At 68.0% G+C, this 23,379-nt stretch carries 22 protein-coding genes; 8 read left to right on the forward strand and 14 right to left on the reverse strand.

Features of this window, described 5'->3' with window-relative positions; all coding sequences use genetic code 11:
- The 5 genes from E8A12_RS13660 to E8A12_RS13680 all read right to left on the reverse strand — a co-directional run.
- Nucleotides 1-539, reverse strand: a 539-nt coding sequence (locus E8A12_RS13660) for an MBL fold metallo-hydrolase (protein ID WP_293369676.1), incomplete at its 3' end; no start/stop codon positions are given.
- A 147-nt stretch (nt 540-686) separates the two neighbouring features.
- On the reverse strand, nt 687-1,775 hold the full coding sequence (locus E8A12_RS13665; protein WP_293369631.1) for a peptidyl-alpha-hydroxyglycine alpha-amidating lyase family protein: 1,089 nt from the start codon (nt 1,773-1,775) through the stop codon (nt 687-689).
- A 188-nt stretch (nt 1,776-1,963) separates the two neighbouring features.
- Entirely contained in the window at nt 1,964-3,445 is a 1,482-nt protein-coding gene (locus E8A12_RS13670) for a phospholipase D-like domain-containing protein (protein ID WP_293369633.1), read from the reverse strand.
- A gap of 219 nt (nt 3,446-3,664) precedes the next feature.
- A complete protein-coding gene (locus E8A12_RS13675) occupies nt 3,665-5,302 on the reverse strand; it encodes a serine hydrolase domain-containing protein (RefSeq protein WP_293369635.1) in 1,638 nt (545 codons plus the stop codon).
- A 149-nt stretch (nt 5,303-5,451) separates the two neighbouring features.
- A complete protein-coding gene (locus tag E8A12_RS13680) occupies nt 5,452-6,030 on the reverse strand; it encodes a DUF1579 domain-containing protein (RefSeq protein WP_293369637.1) in 579 nt (192 codons plus the stop codon).
- A 516-nt stretch (nt 6,031-6,546) separates the two neighbouring features.
- Between E8A12_RS13680 and E8A12_RS13685 the strand changes: the two genes are divergently transcribed.
- The 5 genes from E8A12_RS13685 to E8A12_RS13705 all read left to right on the forward strand — a co-directional run bounded on the left by E8A12_RS13685 (nt 6,547) and on the right by E8A12_RS13705 (nt 8,771).
- Nucleotides 6,547-7,032 carry a DUF1579 domain-containing protein gene (locus tag E8A12_RS13685; protein ID WP_293369640.1) on the forward strand — a complete coding sequence of 162 codons (486 nt, stop codon included), beginning with the start codon at nt 6,547-6,549 and terminating at the stop codon, nt 7,030-7,032.
- 63 nt (nt 7,033-7,095) lie between these two features.
- Complete coding sequence (locus tag E8A12_RS13690; RefSeq protein WP_293369642.1) at nt 7,096-7,662, forward strand: LysE family translocator; 567 nt, start codon at nt 7,096-7,098, stop codon at nt 7,660-7,662.
- A 31-nt stretch (nt 7,663-7,693) separates the two neighbouring features.
- The gene (locus E8A12_RS13695) at nt 7,694-7,927 is read left to right on the forward strand and encodes a BolA family transcriptional regulator (RefSeq protein WP_293369644.1); all 234 of its coding nucleotides are present in this window, start codon (nt 7,694-7,696) and stop codon (nt 7,925-7,927) included.
- A gap of 74 nt (nt 7,928-8,001) precedes the next feature.
- The gene (grxD, locus tag E8A12_RS13700) at nt 8,002-8,346 is read left to right on the forward strand and encodes a Grx4 family monothiol glutaredoxin (RefSeq protein WP_293369646.1); all 345 of its coding nucleotides are present in this window, start codon (nt 8,002-8,004) and stop codon (nt 8,344-8,346) included.
- Nucleotides 8,346-8,771: a thioesterase family protein gene (locus tag E8A12_RS13705; RefSeq protein WP_293369648.1), complete on the forward strand. Its 426-nt coding sequence runs from the start codon at nt 8,346-8,348 to the stop codon at nt 8,769-8,771. Before grxD ends, E8A12_RS13705 begins: the two co-directional genes overlap by 1 nt.
- 10 nt (nt 8,772-8,781) lie before the next feature.
- Here the strand turns inward: E8A12_RS13705 and E8A12_RS13710 are convergent, their stop codons facing one another.
- From E8A12_RS13710 to E8A12_RS13735, 6 genes are all read right to left on the reverse strand, one after another.
- Nucleotides 8,782-10,998, reverse strand: a complete 2,217-nt coding sequence (locus tag E8A12_RS13710) for a S9 family peptidase (RefSeq protein WP_293369650.1) — start codon at nt 10,996-10,998, stop codon at nt 8,782-8,784.
- 66 nt (nt 10,999-11,064) lie between these two features.
- Nucleotides 11,065-11,415 (reverse strand): hypothetical protein, encoded by a 351-nt coding sequence (locus E8A12_RS13715; RefSeq protein ID WP_293369652.1) that lies wholly within the window; start codon nt 11,413-11,415, stop codon nt 11,065-11,067.
- A gap of 84 nt (nt 11,416-11,499) precedes the next feature.
- On the reverse strand, nt 11,500-12,117 hold the full coding sequence (gene rpsD, locus E8A12_RS13720; RefSeq protein WP_293369654.1) for a 30S ribosomal protein S4: 618 nt from the start codon (nt 12,115-12,117) through the stop codon (nt 11,500-11,502).
- Between the two features lie 155 nt (nt 12,118-12,272).
- On the reverse strand, nt 12,273-13,598 hold the full coding sequence (locus tag E8A12_RS13725; protein WP_293369656.1) for a DUF1254 domain-containing protein: 1,326 nt from the start codon (nt 13,596-13,598) through the stop codon (nt 12,273-12,275).
- A gap of 88 nt (nt 13,599-13,686) precedes the next feature.
- Entirely contained in the window at nt 13,687-14,769 is a 1,083-nt protein-coding gene (locus E8A12_RS13730) for a nitronate monooxygenase (RefSeq protein ID WP_293369658.1), read from the reverse strand.
- Nucleotides 14,770-15,555 carry an RNA methyltransferase gene (locus E8A12_RS13735; protein ID WP_293369660.1) on the reverse strand — a complete coding sequence of 262 codons (786 nt, stop codon included), beginning with the start codon at nt 15,553-15,555 and terminating at the stop codon, nt 14,770-14,772.
- Between E8A12_RS13735 and bla the strand changes: the two genes are divergently transcribed.
- From bla to E8A12_RS13750, 3 genes are all read left to right on the forward strand, one after another.
- A complete protein-coding gene (gene bla / locus E8A12_RS13740) occupies nt 15,554-16,612 on the forward strand; it encodes a class A beta-lactamase (RefSeq protein WP_293369663.1) in 1,059 nt (352 codons plus the stop codon). The genes E8A12_RS13735 and bla overlap by 2 nt on opposite strands.
- Before the next feature lie 97 nt (nt 16,613-16,709).
- Nucleotides 16,710-17,924 carry an NADP-dependent isocitrate dehydrogenase gene (locus E8A12_RS13745; protein ID WP_293369665.1) on the forward strand — a complete coding sequence of 405 codons (1,215 nt, stop codon included), beginning with the start codon at nt 16,710-16,712 and terminating at the stop codon, nt 17,922-17,924.
- Between the two features lie 103 nt (nt 17,925-18,027).
- Nucleotides 18,028-18,408 carry a VOC family protein gene (locus E8A12_RS13750; protein ID WP_293369667.1) on the forward strand — a complete coding sequence of 127 codons (381 nt, stop codon included), beginning with the start codon at nt 18,028-18,030 and terminating at the stop codon, nt 18,406-18,408.
- A 57-nt stretch (nt 18,409-18,465) separates the two neighbouring features.
- Here E8A12_RS13750 and E8A12_RS13755 read toward each other — a convergent pair whose 3' ends face one another.
- The 3 genes from E8A12_RS13755 to recA form a co-directional block, all read right to left on the reverse strand.
- Complete coding sequence (locus E8A12_RS13755; RefSeq protein ID WP_293369669.1) at nt 18,466-19,161, reverse strand: PEPxxWA-CTERM sorting domain-containing protein; 696 nt, start codon at nt 19,159-19,161, stop codon at nt 18,466-18,468.
- Nucleotides 19,162-19,254: 93 nt separating this feature from the next.
- On the reverse strand, nt 19,255-21,912 hold the full coding sequence (gene alaS / locus E8A12_RS13760) for an alanine--tRNA ligase (protein ID WP_293369671.1): 2,658 nt from the start codon (nt 21,910-21,912) through the stop codon (nt 19,255-19,257).
- Between the two features lie 276 nt (nt 21,913-22,188).
- Nucleotides 22,189-23,259 (reverse strand): recombinase RecA, encoded by a 1,071-nt coding sequence (recA, locus tag E8A12_RS13765; RefSeq protein ID WP_293369673.1) that lies wholly within the window; start codon nt 23,257-23,259, stop codon nt 22,189-22,191.
- Nucleotides 23,260-23,379 lie beyond the last annotated feature (120 nt).

Below are 23,379 nucleotides of genomic sequence, written 5' to 3' on the forward strand. Positions count from 1 at the left end.
TCCAGCTCCACCAGCTCGGCGAGGCCGGCGTCGAAGATCGGCTTGACGCTGTCGCCCATCATCGCCTGCTGCTCCTCGTCATTGTGGCCGCTCCAGAACTCGTATTCCTGACGGCCGATGAGGTAGCGGGCCTTCGGGAAGGTCGGCGCCCACTTGCCGTTCTCGAGCATGGTGTTCCAGCCGACGTGGTCGGTATGCAGGTGGGTGCACACCACGGCGTCGACGCCGTCGCGCGACCAGCCCACCTCCCCAAGATGCTCCAGGAACGGCGTCGCCAAGGGCTCGCCGCCGGTGATCTCGCGCGGCCGGTCGTTGCCGATGCAGGTGTCGACGACCAGCTTCAGCCCCGGCGCATCGACCAGCAACGCGTGAATGCTGAGCATCAGGGTGGCGTCGTCCTCGCTGACGAAGTGCGGATAGAGCCAGGCCGACTTGCGCAGCGCCTCGGGCGTGGCCTGCGGCATGAACACGGCCGGCACCGGCAAATCCATCTCGACGATACGGGTGATCTTCACCCGGCCCACTTGCCAGCTCAGCATGGCGCTCACGCCTCCTCCATCGAGGTCCGACCCGAGAGAGGTTAGAGGCTCTCAGCCGAGGTTTCCATCCGGAAGGCGCTCCGGTTCGGGCCTTCAGGCAGGGACGAAGGCCAGCCTGACCGCATCCTCGGGGGCAGCGTCACAGGGTCAAGGCGCGAGGGTCAGCTTCTGCAGCCGCCAGTTCAACAGCTCGGCCACATAGATTTCGTTCTCCGACGGACAGGCGATCTCGTGGATCCAGCCGAACTCCTTCAACTGCTTGCCCGACCGGCCGAGCCAACCCAGCACCTGGCCGTCGAGGGTGAGCTTGTAGACACGCCCCGGATAGGCGTCGGAGACAAACATCACCTGGCGGCCGTTCACCGGGGGCGTGATGCAGAGCGTCCAGGGCGACCCTGGCGTCATCGTCTTGTTCCCAGCATAGCCGTTTGGGCCGGGCGCGCTGGGTTTCGGGCCGATGGCGGGCTGGGCGTCCGCCGGCGCCGGGACATCGATCGTGATGATCTTCAACAGCTTTCCGGCGGTGTCGAACACCTGGATGCGCCGGTTGCCGCGGTCGGCCACATAGATCCGGTCCTGCGCGTCGGCGGCGATGGAGTGCAAGGTGTTGAACTGGCCGGGCTCGCCGCCCGGGCTCCCCCAGGAGGTCAGCCAGCGGCCATCTGGGTCGATCTTGGCCACGCGGGAATTGATGTAGCCGTCGCTGATGTAGGTATTGCCGTGGCTGTCCCAGGTCATGTCGGTGACCTGGCGGAAGTAACCGTCGACCGCCGGCAGCGGCGGGCGCGGATGCTCCAGCGGGTGGGCGCCCTCGTCGGCCGCCTCGGGCTTGCGACCGAACACCCAGGTCACGTTGCCGGCCGGATTGAAGCGGATGACCATGTCCGAGCCCTTGTCGGCGGCCCAGATGTTGCCCGCCGGATCGATCCGCACGGCGTGGGCGAAGGACCAGGCGTAGAGGTTCTTGCCGATCTCGCGGATGAACCGCCCGTCCGGTCCGAACTCCAGGAGCTGCGAGGCCGCCGCGCCATAGGCCGGGCCGCTGGTGTTCCCGCGCTGGAAGACGAAGACGTGCTTCTGGGCGTTGACCGCCACGCCCGCCACCTCGCCCAGATGCATGTCCCCCGGCAACTTCAGGAAGTCGCTGGCCGTGAACGGGATTTCCTTCGGCGCCGGCTGAGCCAGGGCCGCAGCCGGCGCCAGCAGCAGAGCGATCAGTGTCGAAATTAGCCGCATGATGCGCCTCCCCTTTTTCCGTTGGGCGCATCCTTCGCGGCCTTCACCAGCGGCGCAAACGAAAACCGATCCGGCGGCACCCGCGCCGCCGTGTGTGCGACCTCAGACCCGAACTGACCGGCGCCGCGAGGCTCGTCTTCGGATCGGCGCGACCCGTTGCGGACCTTCCAAGGCGGCGGGCTCAGCTATCATTTCATCGCGTCGCGGCCCCGCCTGGCGGCGCTCTCGGATTGGACCTTTCGCCGCCACGGCCGCCAGCCATCGGCCGGCGAGAAAGGGTCGCCGAGGTGATAGGCCGAAATCACTTCGGCGAGGCCCTTCACCGGCGGCAGTTCGATCGGACGCAATCGCGCGTAGCCGGCGTTGCGCAGGGCCTCGAGACCTGCCCCGACGCCGCCGGCTTTGCGAAGCGCCGTGTCAACGATGGCGTCGTCGCAACCCAGCCAGTGAGCCAGCAGTCGAGTGCGAAGCCGGGCGATCTCCGCGCGGTTGCCGGTCCCGGCGCGTCCGGCGGCTTCGAAGCTCAGATCGCATTCGGTATCCAAGCCCATCGAACGGTTGTTGATGTTGGCCGAGCCGATCCTGAGAAGGCGATCGTCGATGATCGTCAGCTTGGCGTGGACGATGATGATCCGGCCCAGGGTGGTGACCGGACTATAGGCCCGGAAGCGGCTGTGTTTGTCAGCGCGGTTGAGGGACTCGATGAACTTCACCCTCGTGCGGTCCATGGTCGCCTGGTCGAAGTAGCTGGGCGAGTGTTCCGTGCCGATCAGCACGACTTCGGGTCCGTCCCGTTCCTGCAGACGGCGCGCCAGCGCCGCGGCGATCAGAGGCGAGGTGAAGTACTGGTTCTCCATGTAGATGCAGCGCCTGGCTTGTCCGATGGACTCCAGGTGCAGGCGCTCGACCTCGCGGACTTCAGGGTGATCCTTCCAGGCCCCGTGGGTGCGTGACAGGCCGACTTCGACGGCGTTGAACTGCGGCTTGACCCGAGACGGCCAGGCCGGACGCACCTTGGGCGGCTCGGTCAGCGTTTTGCCGGTGCAGCGCGCCCAGCGTTCGCGAAAAAGTGCGCCAAGCGCTTTCGCCGGCGCGCCTTCCACCAGTCCCATGACTTCGTGGCGGCTGTCGAAGTCCTTTTTGGCGTTGCCGTGCGCGTGCTTGGTCTTCTCCCGGCGCGGATCGTCGTCGAGGTGATGGTGGGTGTCCCAGCGGTCGGGCCCGATGTCGCCGCCGCCGCAGAAGGCGATGGCGTCGTCGACGATGATCGCCTTCTGGTGATGTGAGGCGCCCATGGGCAGTTTGCCGTCCAGGACGAACTTCACCGCGCTGCCGGCGAAGGTCTTGCGGTCAGCCAGCGGGAACCAGTTTTGGGTCGCGGCCACGGGCAGGGCCGACTGCCAGCACAGGATGCGGACGTCGAGGCGGGGGTTGTCCTTCGACAGACGCTTCAGGAAGTTGGCGATACGGTCATCTTCGGGCCCGGTGCAGCCCGGTTGCGGATGGAAAAGCGTCTGAGGCTCGAAAGCCCAGTTGAGCAGGTGGACGGTGTGCTTGGCCCGGCGCATGGCGGCCATCGCGGCGTCGAAATATTCCGCCATGTCGACGATCAGCGCCGCCCGCGCGCTGGTCTCGCGCCGCCAGCAAGTCGAACCCGTTTCCAACAGCACGGCCCAAGCCTCCCATCTGAGCCAGCGTAAGCATTCAAAGCGAAGGTTGTTCCCGATGCGACCGGGCCCGGCGCCGCGTTCGCCGCCAGGGCGCCGGCGATTTCGCGCCCGGGGCCGCCGGGAACCACCGCCCCTGGCGGACCTTTCCGGCGTCTGCATTCGACGCTGGAGCGGGCTGTGGTCGACGCCCGGCTAACCTAAGGCGACGCAGGGACGCGTTCAGCCGACGCGGGCAAAGCGCAGGTCGCGCACCCGGCCGGTCGCGAGACTCAAGCCTGTGACCCGGCCGCTGGAGTCGCGCAGCACGCCCAGCCGCTCGCGTTCATTCTCGAAGTGGTCCGCGTCGGCCGGGAGGAACACGAGCGGGTCGGCGCGCAGGCTGGTCAGCATCAGCCCCGTCCCGGACACCACCGCCTTGTAGGTCACGTCCAGTTCGTCGGAGTGATAGGTCCCGGCCAGGGCCGCCAGTTCGGCCGCGCTCGGCGCGGCGCGCACCACCTTGCGGTGGACCACCGTCGAGCCGCCGGTCGCCACATGCTCCACCAGCGCACCGTCCGCCCGCACGGTGAAGCGGTTGTCCGGCGCGCCCACATAGAAGCCGCCATCGGGCAGCAGGACGGCCTCGGCGCGCGGTCCGGCGGGCTGGAGGTACAGCTTGCCGCCGTCCGCCTTGAGCTCGAACCCCGGACCCCAGTCATTGACGTAGACGCCCGCGAGCCTCGCCATTCGCGCCGGATCCGGCGCGGCCGGGGCCGGCGGCGGCGGGGCTGGCCCCAGGAAAATCTCGGCGAGGTCCGCCCCGATCTTGCCGACGTTGGCGGCGCCGTTGGAGAACACCACGAGACTGGCGTCCTCCGCCGGGAAGCTGGCGATCAGGCTGCGGTAGCCGGCATCGGCCCCGCTGTGGGTCAGCGCCCGGTGACCGCCCACCGTGGAGGCTTCCATGCCGAAGGCGTAGCGCATGGGCGTCCCGTCACGCAGGCGCCCGGGCTGCTCGGCGGCTCGTACGAGGGCGGGGTCGAACACCGCCGGATGCAGCAGTTCTCGCGACCATTTCAAGAGGTCGTGGGTCGTGGTGTGCAGGCTGGTCGCCCCGTAATTGGCGTAGTTCAGCCGTGCCAGATGGGTGACGCCTGCGGCATCGACGGAATAGCTCATCGCCCGGTTCGGCAGGATGTCGCGGGCATTGTCGTAGATCAGGGTATCGTTCATCCCCAGAGGGGCGAAAATATGCTCTCGCATGTACTGGGCGAACGGCACGCCGGAGGTGCGGGCGACGACCTCGGCCAGCAGCGCATAGCCGGTGTTGCTGTAGCGGTAGTCCGTACCGGGGGCGAAGTTCAGCCCCCTCTGATTGGCGGCCATGGCGACGAGGGCCTTCTGGCGGATCAGGCTGTCCATGGACGTGCCGGACAGGACCTCCAGATCCCACTGGTCGCGCAGGCCGCTGGTGTGGTGGATCAGGTCGGAGACGGTGATCTTCGCGCCGAAGTCGGCCAGTTCCGGCAGGTAGGTGTGGATATCGGCGTCCAGGTCGACCTTGCCGGCCTTGACCTGCTGCAGGATCGCAAAGGCGGTGAACTGCTTCGAGACGCTGGCCACGTGGAAGCGCGACGCGGCCGTGACCGAGATCCCATGTTCCAGGTCCGCGGCGCCCAGATTGCGCTCGTAGATCACCTGGCCGCCGCGGGCGATCAGCACCGCCAGGCCGGGTCGGTTGGGCGTGTAGGCCGCCAAGAGCGCGTCGGCGCGCGCCTGTGGAGTTTGGGCCGGTGCGCCTTGGCCTTGCGCCCGGGCGCCGGCGGGCGCGGCAAGGCTCAACGCCGCCAGCGCGGCGATTGTGATGAACAGCTTCATTGAGACGCCCCCGGGTGAACCCCGAACCCAATGCTGCAGCAATCGCCCCGCCGCTGACAAGTCGCCATGGATTTAAGGCTCGGAAGGGGCGGTTGTCGAAGGTTCGAAATGTCCGCCTTCGACCCAAAGGGGAAGTTCGGAGAGTCAGCCTAGCCAATCCTCGTGAAGTCGCTGATCCAGTTGGTCTCCCAGGTCTTTCCGCCGTCGGGCGAGTAGGCCTGTTCCCAATGAGCCGAGTTGCGGGTGATCTTCGACCAGATGAACCGGACCCTGATCGGTTTCCCGCGCAGGCTGTCATCGTTGTAGAAGGTTCCCACACCCTTGGCGAAACGGCCGATCATCGGCGGGTCGAGCTTTGCCGTCGGCGTGCGGCCATCGAGCCACCAGATCGCCCATTGCCCGGTCTTCGGATCATAGGCGCGCAAGGTGACGCCGCTGTAGGCTCCGCCCGGCTTGTTGAGGAACGTGTCGTCAGCATTGCCATAGCCGTTCAAGACCGACCTCCAAGTCTGGGCGCCGTCGTATTCCAGCCAGTCATGGCTCCCCGCCAACCGCTGCTTCAGAACCCGGTTTTGGATCTTCCATTTGCCGACCCGCAGGTCGAAGGCGTGCAGCCCGCTGAGGTCGGATGTCTGGGCCGCTTGAGCCGACGGTCCGGGCGTCAACAAACTCAGTGCGACGACGACGGCGACGGCACGGACGGGCCCGGCACATTGGGGAGCGATCATGGGCGGACCTTCTCAGCCGATGGCCTCTTCCTAACCAGGCGCTGCTGCCACCCTAATGTCAGCATGGTCGGGCCCGACGACGGGAACCGGGACCTGGATGCGCTCGCCGGCCCAGGCCTCACCAAGATCGACGGACCAGAGGCGCCGCCAAGCTGACTGGCCGTCCTCCATAGGGTCTTGAGCGAGGTCCGCTTCCGGCCGTGGCCCCGACGGCCGCGTTCGACCCATAGCGGACCCAGGCGCGTATGGCTCTTCAGGGAGCTGCGTCTCCGGAGTCTTCACGAAGCCGCGCGGCCTCGCCTGTGTCGAGGATCGGCCCGCCGAGGCGCCGCATCTGACCAGGCTCGAGGTCGGCCGGACACGGCCCCAGCCGGACCATGTGGCTGTCGTTGACGGTGGTCTTAGGAGCCCCCGTCGCGGCGTTGTCATGCCTGGAGACCACCCGCCGACAGCCTGCTGACATGAAGCTGTCAGCAGGCCCCCTCTAAGCCGGTCCTGCATTCTGAGGGCAGGACCATGAACGCCATCGCGATCGTCAAGGACGGCCGGCACGACTTCGACTTCTTCTACGGCCAGTGGGCGGTACAGCACCGCCTGCTGAAGCGCCGCGGCGTCCACTGCGAGGACTGGCTGGAGTTCTTCGGCACCGCCCAGTGCCGCGGCCTGATGGGCGGGCTGTGCAATGTCGAGGAGAACGACATGCCCGCGCGACGATCGCAGGGCGTGGCCTTCCGCAGCTTCGACATCGCCAGGCGCACCTGGTCGATCCACTGGGTCAGCTCGACCGACGGCCTGGTGGGCGAGCCTGTGCATGGCCGCTTCGAGGGCGGCGAGGGCCGGTTCTATGGCGTCGACCTCGACGATGGGCGCCCGGTGAAGGTGGCCTTCCACTGGAGCCACAGCCACGACCGCGCCGCACGCTGGTCGCAGGCGTTCTCCTACGACGAGGGACGCACCTGGGAAGTGAACTGGGTCATGGAATTCACCCGGGTGGGGAGTTGAACCCTGGACGCCAACCTCATCTCGCTCGCCTCGCTGTTCGCGGTCAGCATCGCCACCTGCATCGTGCCGGGGCCGAACAACTTCATGCTGATGCGGTTCGGCATGAAGCATGGGCGCAACGTGGCGGAGGCCTCGGGGCTGGGCACGACGCTGGGCTGCATCGTCTGGTGCGCGCTCGCCGCCGTGGGCCTTTCGGCCCTGCTGGCAGCGGCGCCCTGGCTCTACAAGATCCTGCGCGTCGGCGGCGGGCTCTACCTGCTCTACTTCGCCTGGCGGCTCTGGAGCACGCCGATCCAAGGCGCCGACGCGCCGGATGGCCCGGCGCCAGGGCTCAGTTGGCGGAGCGCCTTTTGGCAGGGGTTCGCGGTGAACATGACCAACCCCAAGTCGGTGCTCTATTTCGCCAGCATCTTCTCGGCCTACGTCGGCCCGCATACGCCGGTCTGGGTGCAGGCGAGCGCGGTCGCCATCTGCATCGTCACCTGCCAGGCGTGGCAGAGCGCCATGGCCTGGCTGTTCTCCACCCGCCGCGCCGCGGGGGCCTATGCCCGCGCCCAGCGGCCGCTGGACCGCGCCGCGGGGACCCTGATGGGCGCCTTCGGTCTCAGCCTGCTCTGGGTCTTCGATTGAGCTTCTGCCGCGCCGGCGCTAAGCCACCGCCATGCCCATCGCCCAAGCCCAACTCGAGACCATCCTGCGCGAGGGGTTCCCCGACGCCGAGATCGAGGTCCAGGACCTGGCGGGCGACGGCGACCACTACAAGGCCAGGATCGTCTCGACCGCCTTCGCGGGCCTGCCCCGCGTGCGCCAGCACCAGCTCGTCTACGCCGCGCTGAAGGGCCGGATGGGCGGCGAACTCCATGCGCTCGCGCTCGAGACCTCCGCCCCGGCTTGACCCGCCAAGAACTTGACCTATGGGGCTCGGCTCCCTAGCTCTGGGACGACGAATTTGCGCCGAAGGGCCGAACCATGACCGACACGACCGCCGCCAACCCCGTCCACGCCTTCATCGCCAAGACCGTGGAAGAGCATCCGGTCGTGCTGTTCATGAAGGGCGTGCCGGAACAGCCGCAGTGCGGCTTCTCCGCCCAGGTCGTGCAGATCCTCGACCACCTGGGCGCCGACTTCGTGGGCGTCAACGTCCTGCAGAGCGACCCGCTGCGCGACGGCATCAAGACCTTCTCCGACTGGCCGACCATCCCGCAGCTCTATGTGGCGGGCGAGTTCGTCGGCGGGGCCGATATCGTGCGCGAGATGTTCCAGTCGGGCGAACTGAAGACCCTGCTCGACGAAAAGGGCCTGCTGGCGGCCTGATGGCTTCGGGCGCGCTGCTTGAGCCGCCGCCCGGGCGCAAGGTCTTCCGGCTGACCTTCCAGCCCACCAATTCCGACATCGACGACAATGGCCATGTGAACAACGTGGTCTATCTGCGCTGGGCGCAGGACCTGGGCGTCGCCCACTGGCAGAGCGTCGCGCCGGCCGAAGTGCAGGCGACCTGGGCCTGGGTGGCGCTGCGCCACGAGATCGACTACCGCCGCGCACTGATGCCCAGAGACGTAGGCCATGGCCGCACCTGGGTCTCCGACGCCGCCGAGGGGCCGCGCTTCGACCGCTTCATCCGCATCGACGCCGAGGACGGCGCCATGTGCGCCCAGGTGAAGACCACCTGGGTGCTGATCGAACAGGCCACCGGCCGGCCCAAGCGCGTGCCGCCCTGGATGGTGGAGCTGTTCGCATAACCCATTTCCGTCAGTGTGGGGGCTTCAGCTTGCGGTCGAAGAAGTCGAGCGTGGCGTGGGTTCGGTGGATCATCGGCCGCGAGGTCCAGCCGGTACGGTGGCGCAGGCCCGGGTAGGTCATCATCTCGAACGGGATGCCCTTGGCCTGCAGGCTGTAGAGCACCCGCGTCGAGTTCTCGAAGATCACGTTGTCGTCGGCCATGCCGTGGATCAAGAGCAGACTACCCGGCTTCAGGTTCGCCAGCCGCGAGATCACCTGGCTGTTTCGGTAGCCCTCCGGATTGTCCGCGGGCGTCCCCATGTAGCGCTCGGTGTAGGCGGTGTCGTAGAGCGTCCAGTCGGTGACCGGCGCGCCCGCCACCCCCGCCGAGAACGGACTGCCGGGGACTGTCAGCAACATCAGGGTCATGTAGCCGCCGTTGGAGTAGCCGGTTACGCCCAGGTGGTCGCCGTCCACGAAGGGCAGCGTCTTCAGATAGGCCGCGCCCGCCAGCTGATCCTCTACGTCCGGGCCGCCGGTCTTGCGGTCGAGCGCGGTCTTGAAGGCCACGGAGCGGTTGGGCGTGCCGCGGTTGTCGATCGAGAACAGGATGTAGCCGGCGTCCAGCAACACCTGGTCGGCGGGGGAGGCCCAATGCTTCTCCACCATCGCCCCGGCCGGACCGCCATAGACCTGGACGATCACCGGGTACTTCTTCGCCGGATCGAAGCCCGCGGGCTTGCGCATCATCCAGTGCAGGGCCTGCCCGTCGGAGGCCTTGATGGTCCCGAACTCCGGGATGCTGAGGCGGTCGCGATAGGCCCAGAACGGATGGCCTTCCTTCAGCGGGTTCTCCTCGATCCAGCGGACCAGGGTCCCGTCGGCCTTGTAAAAGCCGGTCCGCGGCGGGGTCCTGGGATCGGAATAGCTGCCGGCGAAGGCGCCGCCCTTCTTGGCCACGTCCGCCGTCCACCAGCCGCCGGCCGGCGTCAGGGCCTTGGGCTCGCCCGGGTTCGCCCACGAGACCTCATAGAGCCGCCGCTCGATCGGGGAATCCTTGCTGGCGGCGAAGATCGCCAGATGGCGCGCCTCGTCGATCCCCTCCAGGTCGGCCACCGGCCAGTCGCCGTGGGTGATCTGGCGGATCAGCGCGCCGTCGCCGGTGTAGAGATAGAGGTGCTTGTTGCCGTCGCGCTCCGACGACCACAGGAATGAGCCGTCCTTCAGCGGCTTCATGTCCTCGCTCAGGTTCACCCAGTGCGGGCTGGTCTCGGTGAGGATCACGTGGCTGGCCCCGGTGCCCGGATCGACCGCCAGCAGGTCCAGCCGCTTCTGGTCGCGGGTCAGGCGTTGGACGTAGAGCGTCTTGCCGTCCTTCGCCCAGTTGGCGCGGCCAAGATAGATGTCCGCGCTGGAGCCCAGGTCGACCTTCACGCGGGTCGCAGTGGCCACGTCGGCCACATAGAGCTCGACCATCGCATTGGGCCGGCCGACGCGCGGATAGCGCTGATGGACGATCGTCCCGCCCTCGGCGCCGATATCGACGCGGTCGATGACGTCGACGCCGGACTGGTCGACGTGGGTGAGCGCGATCTTGGTCTCGTCCGGCGACCACCAGTAGCCGGTGAAGCGGTGCAGCTCCTCCTGGGCTATGAACTCCGCCGTGCCCCAGCTCTTCAGCTCGGTCCCGCCGGCGGTCAGCGCCCGCTCCGCCCCGCCGCCCGCCAAAGGCATCAGGTAGAGGTTGTCGTCGCGGACGTAGGAGACGTAGCCGCCCTTGGGCGAGATCTTGCCGTCGATCTCGTCGCCCGGCGTGTTGGTCAGCCGCCGCACCGCGCCGCTGGCCCGCTCATAGAGCCACAGATCGCCTTGCACCGGGGCCAGGATGTACTTGCCCTCGTCGTCCCAGTGGTACTCAACGACGCCGCGGCTGCGTAGACCCAGCCGTTCGCGCCGGCTCTTCTCGGCCTCGGAAAGCTGGTGGCGGTCGTCCGTCAGCGCGCGACCGTCGATCAGCACGCGCGGCTCACCGCCCTTCACGTCGGCGATCCACAGGTCATTGACGTCAACGTCGTCGGTCTTGGCCTTCAGATAGGTCACCGCCGAGCCGTCGGGCGCGAGCGCCACGCCGCGCGCCTGCGGCCCGGAGAGGTCGGGGCTGGCGAACACCCGCTCGGGCGTCAGGATCTCGGCGTGGGCGACAGATAGAGTCATGGCGGCGGCCACCGTGGCGATGAAGAGCTTCATGGAATCCCCGACGCGTTCGGAGGCGACCTGACCGCAACCTTGGCCTCTTGCCAAGGCTTTGCGCGGCTATCGGCTGGCCACGGGATTGAGCAGGAAGACCGAAGTGCGTTGTGCGAGGCCCAGCTCCGCCCAGGTGAAGGCGACCTCGGCCTGGCCCGGCCCGGTCTTGCAGACGTCCACGTGCTTGCGGGCGAAGGCCAGGCTCACCGCACCGGCGCGGCGATCCACATAGAAGGTGAAGTCGGGCCGGGCCGTGCAGCCGCCGGACGCCACGCGGATCGTCAGGCCTTCGCGGCCGGTCTCCACCGCGTACAACGGTTCGAGTTCACCCAGCGGCCCCGGCGCGACCGCCGGCGGCGGGATCGTCGCGCAGCCGCCGAGCGCGAGGGCGGCCAGAACGAAGCACCTGCGATTCATGGCGCCACTCCGCCACATGCGCGCGCAAAGCAAAAGGCCCGGGATTGCTCCCGGGCCTTCGCAACGTCTTCGAGGTCGTGGCGCTTAGGACGCGTAGAATTCGATGACGAGGTTGGGTTCCATCTTCACCGGATAGGGCACTTCGGCCAGTTCCGGGATGCGGACGTAGGTGGCGGACATCGCCTTGCCGTCCATGGTGATGTATTCGGGCGTATCGCGCTCGCCCGACTGCAGGGCTTCGAGCACCAGCGCCATGTTGCGCGACCGCTCGCGCACCGAGATCACATCGCCGGGCTTCACGCGGTAGGACGGGATGTTCACGCGCTTGCCGTTCACCAGCACGTGGCCGTGGTTGACGAACTGGCGGGCAGCGAACGGGGTCGGCACGAACTTGGCGCGATAGACCACCGCGTCCAGGCGGCTTTCCAGCAGGCCGATCAGGTTCTCCGAGGTGTTGCCCTTACGGCGCGCGGCCTCTTCGTAGATCTTGGAGAACTGCTTTTCGGTCAGGTTGCCGTAGTAGCCCTTCAGCTTCTGCTTGGCGCGCAGCTGCAGGCCGAAGTCGGAGACCTTCTGCTTGCGGCGCTGACCATGTTGGCCGGGGCCGTAAGCGCGCTTGTTGATCGGGGACTTCGGGCGACCCCAGATGTTTTCGCCCATCCGGCGGTCGAGTTTGTACTTGGCGCTATGGCGCTTGGACATATGCTTCTCTTCTTCGACCCGAGCCGGCGCTTTCGAAGATGAAAGCGCGATCTCAACGGCGGCTATCGCGTCAACCCGTCATAGATCCGCGACCGCAGGCAAGCCCGCGTCGTGGAAGCCGGCGTGTATGCCCATCGCCCCTCTCGGAGTCAAGTTCAGAGGACCACCAGCGCCGGCGCCCGCCAGCGCCCGTCGAGCAGTTCATTCTTCGCCAGATAGTTCCGCAGGCTGATCGAGAACGGGCCGCTGGTCGGCGCCGGCAGCCAGTTGGCGGTCTTGTCGCCGCCGGGATCGGTGCGGCTGATCCAGATGTCCAGCGATCCGTCGGCGTTCTTCCTCAGGCCCGGCGTGCGATCACCGATCGAGTAGCGGTTGATCGGGTTGGCGGTAAGGAAGAACTGCCCGTCCAGGGTCGCCTCGTACATGGTCAGCGACCAGAAGGCGTTGACCGGCGGCAGCTGGCCGGCCGCGAAGGACAGGCGGTAGCTGCCGTTCAGGGGCGAGCCGGGCCCCTTGTCGCCGACGGGGCGCAGGTAGGTGGCCTCCGGCGGGGTCAGGGCTGCCAGTCCCCCCAGCGCCACGCCGGCGCGGAACAGATAGTCCTGGCCGAAATAGCCGATGTCGCTGCGCGGATAGTTCCAGCCCTGCACGATGTTGGCCGCGTTGCCGCGCACGATGCTGGGAATGGCCTCGGCGACGCCGGCCTCGACCTCCTTGATCGCGGCGGCGTCGAACTTCGCCGGATCGAAGCCCCCGTGGGGCGCGATCCCAAGCACCGCCAGCCGTTTCAGCGCCATGCCGTCGACGGCCGGCGGCGGGTCGGAGATCAGCAGCTGCTGGGCCGAGGCGAAGTACTCGTTCCAGGGCGATTTGCGGGTCGCATAGGCGGGCGGCGGCGCGCCCGTTGGCCCCTGCAAGGTGAGCGCGTCCTGCACCTTGTGGCAGGCGTCCAGATCCGCCTCACCGTCGTTCAGGATGCGGCCCAGGCACCAGCCGTGCGGCGTCGACAGGCGCACGATGTTGGGACCCTGTCCAGGCTGGCCGGGCCCGACGATGGTGTAGCGCCCGCCGCCGTTGCCAGTGGTCCGCGTTCCCAGGATCACGTCGTTGTCGGAGTACATGTTCATCAGCGCCACCGAGATGTAGCGGTCGCCGGTGGGCGGAATGACCAGGGTCACCGGGCCCTTGGTGAGGTCGAGCCAGGCGTTGTTGTAGAGGGTGTCGTTGTTGGGCGAGGTGATGGTGCGGTTCTGCGGCCCGGCCAGTTTGCGGGTCGGCTTGAACTGGTTGATCGCGGCCGGCTGGCCGCCGGGGTCGCCACGCAGCATCCGCGCGCGGGCCTGGGCCATCTCGATCAGCGGCAGGCAATAGACATAGGCCTCACGCGCCGCGCTGCGCAGGTCGCCAGCCGCCGCAAAGGCCCGCGCCGCCGGAACCAGGCCCATGACACCGGCCACCGCCAGCAGCTCGCGTCGATTCATCCAGATTCCTCCCGCCACGCCCGCCGGACGTTGGGCCGCGCAGCCTGGGCGGGCAAGCCAGGCGGGCGCGATTTCCGGCAGGCGGTATTCAGCGTCGAACGGCGCCGGTACGCAGGGCCAGGGCCTGCGCCGTCTGCTGCGCCTGCGCCCACCAGAGCCTGACCATCTCGCCGGCCGCGCCGGGCCTGGCCATCGTCACCGCCTGTCCGGCCCACAGGGACATCATCTCCGGATCGCCCGCCTTGTCCGCCGCCGCGCGCATGGCCTGGGTCAGGCGGTTCTGCACCGGATAGGCCGGGACCTCGTTCTGCGCCGCCGCCATCTCGCGCAGGAAGCGGTTCTCGAGACCCCGGGCATAGCGGCCGGAAAAGGCCCGCGTCAGCCGCGTCGCGTCGTCCGGCGCCTCGCGCAGGGCTTTTTGCCAGGTGTTTCCGTTGGTCGCTTCATCCGCCAGCAGGAAGGCGCTACCCATCTGCACGGCGCCGGCGCCGAGCGCGAGCGCGGCGGCCACGCCGCGTCCGTCCATGATCCCACCGGCGGCGATCACTGGAACGTCCACCGCCTCCAGGACGGTCGCCACCAGGGCCATGGTCCCGACGGACGAGGCCTCGATGTCAGCTAGGAAGTAGGCGTGGTGGCCGCCGGCCTCGAAGCCCTGGGCGCAGATCCCGTCGGCGCCGACCTCCGCCCAGGCCTTGGCCTCGCCGACGGTGTTGGCGGTTCCGACCACATAGCTGCCAGCGGCGTGGAAGGCGGCCACCTGCGCCCTGGTGAGGATCGAGAAGGTGAAGGAGGCGACCGTCGGCGCGGCCCGGATCAGGGCCTCGATCTGGGCGCCGAGGTCCTGCGAGAAGCGGTTGGGATGTTCCGGAACCTCGATCCCTAAGTCGGCGTACCACGGCGCCAGTCGCGCCAGGGCCGCATCCACCTCGGCCGGAGTGGGGCTGGCCGGCGGCGCCATCAGTAGGTTCACGCCGAACGGCGCGGCGGTGCGCGCACGGATCGCCTCGATCGCCGGGCCGATCTCGTCCGGCGCCAGGGTGGCGGCGGCGAACGTTCCCATGCCGCCGGCCTCGCTGACCGCCACGGTCATGGCGTCGAAACTGGCGCCTACCATCGGCGCCTGGATGATCGGGATCGGCAGGCTGTCCAGAAGGGCTGAAAAGCTCATCTAGACCTCTCCCCGCTCCGCCTTCTGTTTCGCGAGCTTGGCCAGCACCCGGCCGCGGCCACGGGACAGGGCGGTCACCACCCCGCGCAGGGTGCGGACCTCCTGCACCGAAAGATGCGCCTTGCCGAGCGCCGAGCGCAGGTTCTGGACCATGGACGGCCGCTTTTCCGGCGGGTGGAAGAAGCCTGCCTCGTCCAGCTCGCGCTCCAGATGCTCGAAGAGGCCCAGCACGGCCGCCCCGTCGGCCGGGGGAAACGCCTCGCGGAAGATCGGCGGCGCGGCTTCTTCCTGGGTCAGGCGCCACTCATAGGCGTTGATCGCCACGGCCTGGGCGAGGTTGAGCGAGCGGAACTTCATGTCGATGGGGAGCGTGACCACCGCCTGGCAGAGCGCGATGTCGGCGGTCTCTAGCCCTGCCCGCTCGGCGCCGAACAAGAGGCCGACGCGCTCGCCCTCGCCCACGGCCTGGGCGAGCCGGGCCATGGCCACGCGGGGGGTGAGGATCGGCAGCTGCAGCTCGCGCGGCCGCGCGGTGGTCGCATAGACCCGCTGCAGGTCGGCGATGGCGTCCTCGACGCTGGTGAACAGCCGTGCGGCGTTCAGCGGCCAGTCGGCGCCCGAGGCCGAGGCCCAGGCCCGCTCCTGCGGCCAGCCGTCCCTGGGATTGACCAACCGCAGCTCGGACAGGCCAAAGTTCGCCATCACCCGCGCCGCGGCGCCAATGTTCTCTGCGAGCTGTGGCGCGTTCAGGATAATGACAGGTGCGGCAGGGAAGGCTTCAGCCATGGGCTGGTTACAATCGCTTGGGCAGGCGAGCGCAAGCCTTGGCCGACGCGAACTGCTGATCGCCGGCGCCGGAGCGGTGCTGGCTGGCTGCCAAAAAGGCGGGCCGCTCACGGCCTCGCGAACGCCGCGGCTCGACATGAAGCGGTTGAACACCGAGGTGGCGGCCATCGCCGCGCGCGCAGCGCCTGGGGTGCTGGGCTTCGGCCTGATGAACCTGGAGAGCGGTGAATTCTGGGTGCGGCTGGGCGACCGCACCTTCCCGATGCAGAGCGTCTTCAAGTTGCCTCTGGGGACGGCGGTCCTGTCGGAGGTCGACGCCGGGCGCCTCAGCCTGGGCGAGACCCTGACGATCAAGCCGGAGGACCTGTCGCCCGCCTGGTCGCCGATCGCCGACGCCTGGCCCGGGCGGGCCGCCTATACGGTGCAGGAGCTGCTGGAGGCGGCGGTCAGCAACAGCGACAACACCGCCGCGGACCTGCTGATGAAGCGGATCGGCGGACCGGGCGCCATCTCGTCCTGGCTGCAGGGCAAGAACGTCACCGAGATCCGCGTCGACCGCTACGAGCGCGAGATCCAGCCGGACGTCTACGGCATGGCCTCGTTCCGTCCCGCCTGGAAGGGCGAAGCGGCCTTCGACGCCGCCAAGGCGACGGTGTCGCCCGCCAAGCGTCGCGCGGCCATGCTGGCCTACATGGCCGATCCCAGGGATTCGGCGACGCCGGAAGGCATGCTGGGCTTCCTGCGCAAGCTTGACGAGGGCAGCCTGATCTCGCCGGCCTCCACGGCGCGGCTCCTGACCATCATGATCGGCACGCCGCGCGGCGCGGACCGTCTGAAGGCCGGCCTGCCCAAGGACGCGCGCTTCGCGCACAAGATGGGCACGTCCGGGACGGACCAGGGGCTGACCGCGGCCTTCAACGACGTCAGCATCTTCACCCTGGCCGACCGCCGCAGCTACGCGATCTGCGCCTTCCTGACCGGTTCGACAGCCTCCGACACCGAGCGCGCGGCGCTGTTCGCCCAGCTCGGCCACACGGCGGCCCGCAGCGTCGGATAGCCTCGGTCTGCACAAGGCGCCGCAGCAGCCTTTGCGTCCGCGCCGACGAGGGCTATTAGGGCGCCAACCCTAGTTTCGCGCGGAGCGCCTGCCCCTCATGGCAAAGATCAAAGTCGCCAACCCGGTCGTCGATCTCGACGGGGACGAGATGACCCGGATCATCTGGCAATGGATCAAGGACAAGCTGATCTTCCCCTTCCTGGACATCGAGCTCGACTATTACGACCTCGGCATGGAGCACCGCGACGCCACCGACGACAAGGTGACCATCGAGGCCGCCGAGGCGATCCAGCGGCATGGCGTGGGCGTCAAATGCGCGACCATCACCCCGGACGAAGCGCGGGTGAAAGAGTTCAATCTCAAGCAGATGTGGAAGTCGCCGAACGGCACGATCCGCAACATCCTGGGCGGCGTGGTCTTCCGCGAACCGATCATCTGCAAGAACGTGCCGCGCCTGGTGCCGGGCTGGACCCAGCCGATTATCATCGGCCGCCACGCCTTCGGCGACCAGTACCGCGCCACCGACTTCCGGGTGCCCGGCCCCGGCAAGCTGACGGTGACCTGGGAAGGGACCAACGGCGAGAAGATCGAGCGCGAGGTGTTCAACTACCCCGGCTCCGGCGTCGCGATGACGATGTACAACCTCGACGATTCGATCCGCGACTTCGCCCACGCCTCGTTCGGCTACGCGCTGGCGCGCAAGTACCCGCTCTATCTCTCGACCAAGAACACCATCCTCAAGGCCTATGACGGGCGCTTCAAGGACATCTTCCAGGAGGTGTACGACGCCGCCTACGTCGACCAGTTCAAGGCAGCCGGCCTCACCTACGAGCACCGGCTGATCGACGACATGGTGGCCGCGGCCATGAAGTGGTCGGGCGGCTACGTCTGGGCCTGCAAGAACTACGACGGCGACGTCCAGTCCGACACCGTGGCCCAGGGCTTCGGCTCGCTCGGCCTGATGACCTCGGTGCTGATCACGCCGGACGGCAAGATCATGGAGGCGGAGGCCGCGCACGGCACGGTCACCCGCCACTATCGCCAGCACCAGCGCGGCGAGGCGACTTCCACCAACTCCATCGCCTCGATCTTCGCCTGGACCCAAGGGCTCAAGCACCGCGCCAAGCTCGACAACACCCCCGAGCTAGCCCACTTCGCCGACACCCTGGAAAAGGTCTGCGTCGACACCGTCGAGAGCGGCGCCATGACCAAGGACCTGGCGCTGCTGGTCGGCGACACGCAGGGCTGGCTGACCACCGAGGGCTTCATCGACAAGGTGGCGGCGAACCTGGAGAAGGCGCTGGCGGCCTAGGAGCCGTCACCGGTCGTCGCGGATTCCGGACGGGGTCATCGGTTTGTTCTTGCTTCGTTCTCGCCGCCCGGTATCGTGGTGGCGGAAACGGAAAGGGACGGACATGACCATCGGCTACATCACCATCGGCTATAACGACGAGGCCCAGGCGGTGGCGTTCTATGACGCCGTGCTGGGCGCCATCGGCTATGAACGCGGTCCCGTCGAGGGCGGCTGGGCCTTCTATGGCAGGGGCGACGCGCCGGGCGTCGGACTCTGCAAGCCGTTCGACGGCCAGGCGGCGCGGGGCGGCAACGGCGCCATGACCGGCTTTAAGACCGATACCCCGGATCAGGTGGAGACGGCCTACGCCGCGGCCCTGGCCAACGGTGGGACGGACGAAGGCGCGCCGGGCTTTCGGCCCCCGGAGGCGACCAACGGCTTCTACGGCGCCTATGTCCGCGACGCCGCTGGCAACAAGATCTGCGTCTATGCGACCGTCTGACAGCAAAAAGGCCAGGGTTTCCCCTGGCCTTTGCAGCTTGATCGCAGAGCTTGAGAGCTAGGCGGTGGCCGCGGTCGCGCGGCGGCGGCGCAGGGTCGCGCCGGCCATGCCGAGACCGCCGATCATCAGCGCCCAGGAAGCCGGCTCAGGCACGGCGGCGGCATTGAACGGGTCGTTCTGCCAGTCGAACGTCGCCGTGACGACGTCGCCGCCGCGTGAACCGCCGCTCAGGCCGAAGAGGCCGGTGTCGAAGGTGCCGTTGCTGAGGGTGATGTCCATCACGCCCGGCTGGTTGAACCCCGGCGCCGTCCAGGTGAAGACCCCAGGTCCGTTCCAGGTCACGCTGCCGTTCTGGAAGATGCCGAAGAGCACCAGATTGCCTTGGGTCTCCCCGCTGACCGTGGTGGCCCCCGAGTTCGGGGTTGGCGCCGAGAAATTGAAGGTCGCCTCGATGTCCACCGGGCCCAGGTCGTCCTGATTCACCGACGACTCGGGGGTATAAATCCTGAAGAGATCGAAGACTTGGTCGTTATGCGCCCCAAGGTCGATGTTCAGGCCGGCGGCGTGTCGCCGCGTGGCGGTCGGGATGGTCAGCAGGTCCTGCACGTCGACGGTCAGGCCGTCGTTGCCGGTCGGATCGTCGATGTTCGCCGTGACCGAATAGGAGCTCAGGATGAAATCGGTGGCGTGGGCCGAGGCGGCAGTCAGGGCCACGCCGGCCGCAGCGGCGCTAGCGATCAGAATCTTACGCATCACTCATCCATAAAATGGTCCAGAGCTCGACCATAACGTCCCCATAGCGGACGCCAACCGAATGCCCCTGAGGGTTGTATAGTTTTCTGGGGATTAAGCTTGGCCGCCGAGCGCCGACTTGATCGCCGCCAGGCCGTCGCCGGCCTTGGCGCCGTCCGGAGCCCCGCCCTGAGCGAAGTCGGGCCGCCCTCCCGCGCCCTGCCCGCCCATGGCCGCGACCGCCGCCTTGGCCAGCTCGACAGCGTTGAACTTCGCCTGGGCCGAGCCGGTGACCGCAACGGTGACGGCGGCTTTGCCCTCAGCTGAGCCGATCAGCGCGATGACCCCGTCGGGGATCTGCTTCTTGAATTCCTCGGCGATGGGCCTGAGGTCCTTGCCGCCGACGCCTTCCATGATGCGCGCCAGCACCTGGACGCCGGCGATGTTCTCCGGTCCCGCCGCTGCGCCGCCGCCGGAGCCGCCGCCCATGGCGAGCTGGCGCTTGGCGTCGCCAAGCTCCTTCTCGAGTTGACGGCGCTGGGCTTCCAGGCTCGCGACGCGGGCGGGGACCTCCAGGACCGGGACCTTGAACTGGTCGGCAAGCCCCTTGGCGACGCCGGCTTGATCCAGCAGCCAGCGCCGGGCGGACTCGCCGGTCAGCGCCTCGATGCGGCGCACGCCGGCGGCCACGCCCTGCTCCTGGACGACCTTGAAGAGGGCGATGTCGCCGGTGCGCGCCACGTGGGTGCCGCCGCAGAGCTCCACCGAATAGGCGCCCTGCCCGTTCAGCGACTCCCCCAGGGTCAGCACGCGGACGGTGTCGCCATACTTCTCGCCGAACAGCGCCATGGCGCCGGCTGCCATCGCCTCCTTGGGCGCCATCAGTTGCGTCTCGGCCGGCAGGTTCTGGCGCACCACCGCATTCACCTCGGCCTCGATGCGGTCGACCTCCTCGGGCGTGACCGGCGCCCCGTGGCTGAAGTCGAAGCGGATGCGTTCGCCGTCCACCATCTGGCCCTTCTGGGTCACGTGCGGACCCAGCACGTTGCGGAGCGCGGCGTGCAGCAGGTGGGTGGCGGAATGGTTGGCGCGGGTCTGGGCGCGCCGCTCGGCGTCGACGGCCAGGCGCACGCGCGCGCCGGGCGCGAGCGCGCCTTCGAGGATTTCCAGATCGTGCACGAAGAGGTCGCCAGCCTGCTTCTGGACGTCGGTGACGCGGGCCCGGCCACCCTCCCATTCGATTTCGCCCTGGTCGCCGGCCTGGCCGCCGCTCTCGGCGTAGAAGGGCGTGCGGTCGAACACCGCCTGGACCGTGGCGCCGACGGTGGCGCCGTCGATCTCGCGGCCGCTGTCGACAAGGGCCAGCAGCTCAGCAGTGATCTCAATGGCGTCGTAGCCCACGAACTGGGAAGGACCCAGGCGGTCACGGATGGCGAACCATTCGCCGGCGGCGGCCACCTGGCCCGAGCCCGTCCAGGCCTCGCGCGCCATGTCGCGCTGGCGGGCCATGGCCGCGTCGAAGCCGTCCAGGTCGACCGTCAGGCCCTTGGCGCGCACCGCGTCCTGGGTGAGGTCGAGCGGGAAGCCATAGGTGTCGTAGAGCTTGAAGGCGGTCTCGCCGGAAAGCACGTCGCCTTCGCTGAGACCGGCGGTCGCCTCGTCCAGCAGGCTCATGCCGCGGCCCAGGGTGCGGCGGAAGCGCTCCTCCTCCTGGCGCAGGGTGTCGATGATGGCCGGCTCGGCGCGCTTCAGTTCCGGGAAGTGATCGCCCATCTCGGCGATCAGGGTCGGGGCCAGCCGGTGCATCAAGGGATCGGCCGCGCCCAGCAGGTGGGCGTGGCGCATGGCCCGGCGCATGATCCGGCGCAGGACATAGCCGCGCCCCTCGTTGGACGGCGTCACCCCGTCGGCGATCAGGAAGCTCGACGAGCGCAGATGGTCGGCGATCACGCGATGGGAGGGGCCGTTGGTCGCCCCACCCTCACCGCCCACCAGCTCGCGGCTGGCGGCGATGATCGCGCGGAACAGGTCGATGTCGTAATTGTCGTGCACGCCTTGGAGAACCGCGGCGATCCGCTCCAGGCCCATGCCGGTGTCGATGGAGGGCTTGGGCAGGTTGGTCCGATCGCCATTCGCCAGCTGCTCGAACTGCATGAAGACTAGGTTCCAGATCTCCACGAATCGGTCGCCGTCCTCGTCCGGGCTGCCCGGCGGGCCTCCGGGGATGTGAGCGCCGTGGTCGTAGAAGATCTCCGAGCAGGGACCGCACGGCCCGGTGTCGCCCATCGACCAGAAATTGTCGGCCGTGGCGATGCGGATGATCTTCTGATCCGGCAGGCCGGCGATCTTCTTCCAGAGGCGATGGGCCTCGTCGTCCTCGGCGTAGACGGTCACCAGGAGCTTCTCGACCGGCAGCTCGAACTCCTTGGTGAGCAGCTCCCAGGCGTATTCGATCGCGCCGGCCTTGAAGTAGTCGCCGAAGGAGAAGTTGCCGAGCATCTCGAAGAAGGTGTGGTGGCGCGCGGTGTAGCCGACGTTGTCGAGATCGTTGTGCTTGCCGCCGGCGCGGACCGACTTCTGGGAAGAGGTCGCGCGCGGCCAGGGCGAAGTCTCGGCGCCGGTGAAGTAGTTCTTGAACGGCACCATGCCGGCGTTGACGAAGAGCAAGGTGGGGTCGTTCTGCGGCACCAGGGGCGCCGAGGCGATCACAGCGTGGTCCTTCCCGGCGAAGTAATCCAGGAAGTGGCTGCGGATCTCGTTCACGCTCGGCATTGGGCTATTGCAACTCTTCTTCGATATCGACGGATGACCGTCCCGGTCTCGGGTGATCTCACCCAGATGGGCGCCGCTGACCGTTTACGAAACTTGAGGTGGCTCGAACAAGGAAAAGGGCTCCGGATAGGGAAAAGGACGCCCGGGCGAACCCGGACGTCCTTGGCTTCCGATGCCCTCGCGCCGGCGCGGGGTCGCGCCACGGGCCCTCTGGCGGGGTGGCCCGTCGCGGATGCGGCGCGCGGCAGGGAAACCCTTGAGCCGCTGGAGGCCGCTTTATTCGTCGTCGGGCTCGGGGCCGCCGACGAGGAGTTCCTCTTCAATGACCGCCTTGGCGCCACGGACCGCCTTTTCGATGTCGTTGGCCACGTCCGGATTGGCCTTCAGGAACTCCCGGACGTTGTCGCGGCCCTGGCCGATGCGTTGGCTCGAATAGGAGAACCAGGAGCCGGACTTCTCGATCACGCCGGCCTTGACGCCCAGGTCGATGATCTCGCCCAGCTTAGAGATGCCCTCGCCGTACATGATGTCGAACTCGACCTCGCGGAACGGCGGGGCGACCTTGTTCTTGACCACCTTGACGCGGACGTTGTTGCCGATGATCTCGTCGCCGCGCTTCACCGAGCCGGTGCGGCGGATGTCCAGGCGCACCGAGGCATAGAACTTCAGCGCATTGCCGCCGGTGGTGGTCTCCGGCGAGCCATACATCACCCCGATCTTCATGCGGATCTGGTTGATGAAGATCACCAGGGTGTGGGTCTTGGAGATCGAGGCCGTGAGTTTGCGCAGCGCCTGGCTCATCAGGCGCGCCTGCAAGCCCGGCAGACTGTCGCCCATCTCGCCTTCGATTTCCGCCCTGGGCGTCAGCGCCGCCACCGAGTCGATGACGATGATGTCCACCGCCCCGGAGCGCACCAGGGTGTCGGTGATCTCTAGCGCCTGCTCGCCGGTGTCCGGCTGGGAGACCAGGAGCTCGTCCAGGTCTACCCCCAGCTTGTGGGCGTAGGACGGATCGAGCGCATGTTCGGCGTCGACGAACGCCGCTGTGCCGCCGGCCTTCTGAACCTCGGCCACTACGTGCAGGGCCAGCGTCGTCTTGCCGGAGCTTTCCGGCCCATAGATCTCCACGATGCGGCCCTTGGGCAGGCCGCCGATGCCCAGCGCCATGTCGAGGCCCAGCGAGCCAGTCGACACCGACTCGATCTCCACGATCTTGCCCTTGTCGCCCAGCTTCATCACCGAGCCCTTGCCGAAGGCCCGGTCGATCTGGCTCAGCGCCGCTTCCAGAGCGCGCTGCTTATCACCGTCTTCACGTGCCACGAGTTTCAACGCTACCGGCTGAGTCATTTTTCCCAAGCCCCTTATCCTACGATTCCGCCTGCCGGCCCGCTCAATCGACCCACCCTTGGGCCGCGTCCGCCGAGAGACTCATTCGTACCGGCTTTGTTCCATGTTCGCAAGATGTTC

This window comes from Phenylobacterium sp. (assembly GCF_004799395.1).
Lineage (GTDB): Bacteria > Pseudomonadota > Alphaproteobacteria > Caulobacterales > Caulobacteraceae > Phenylobacterium.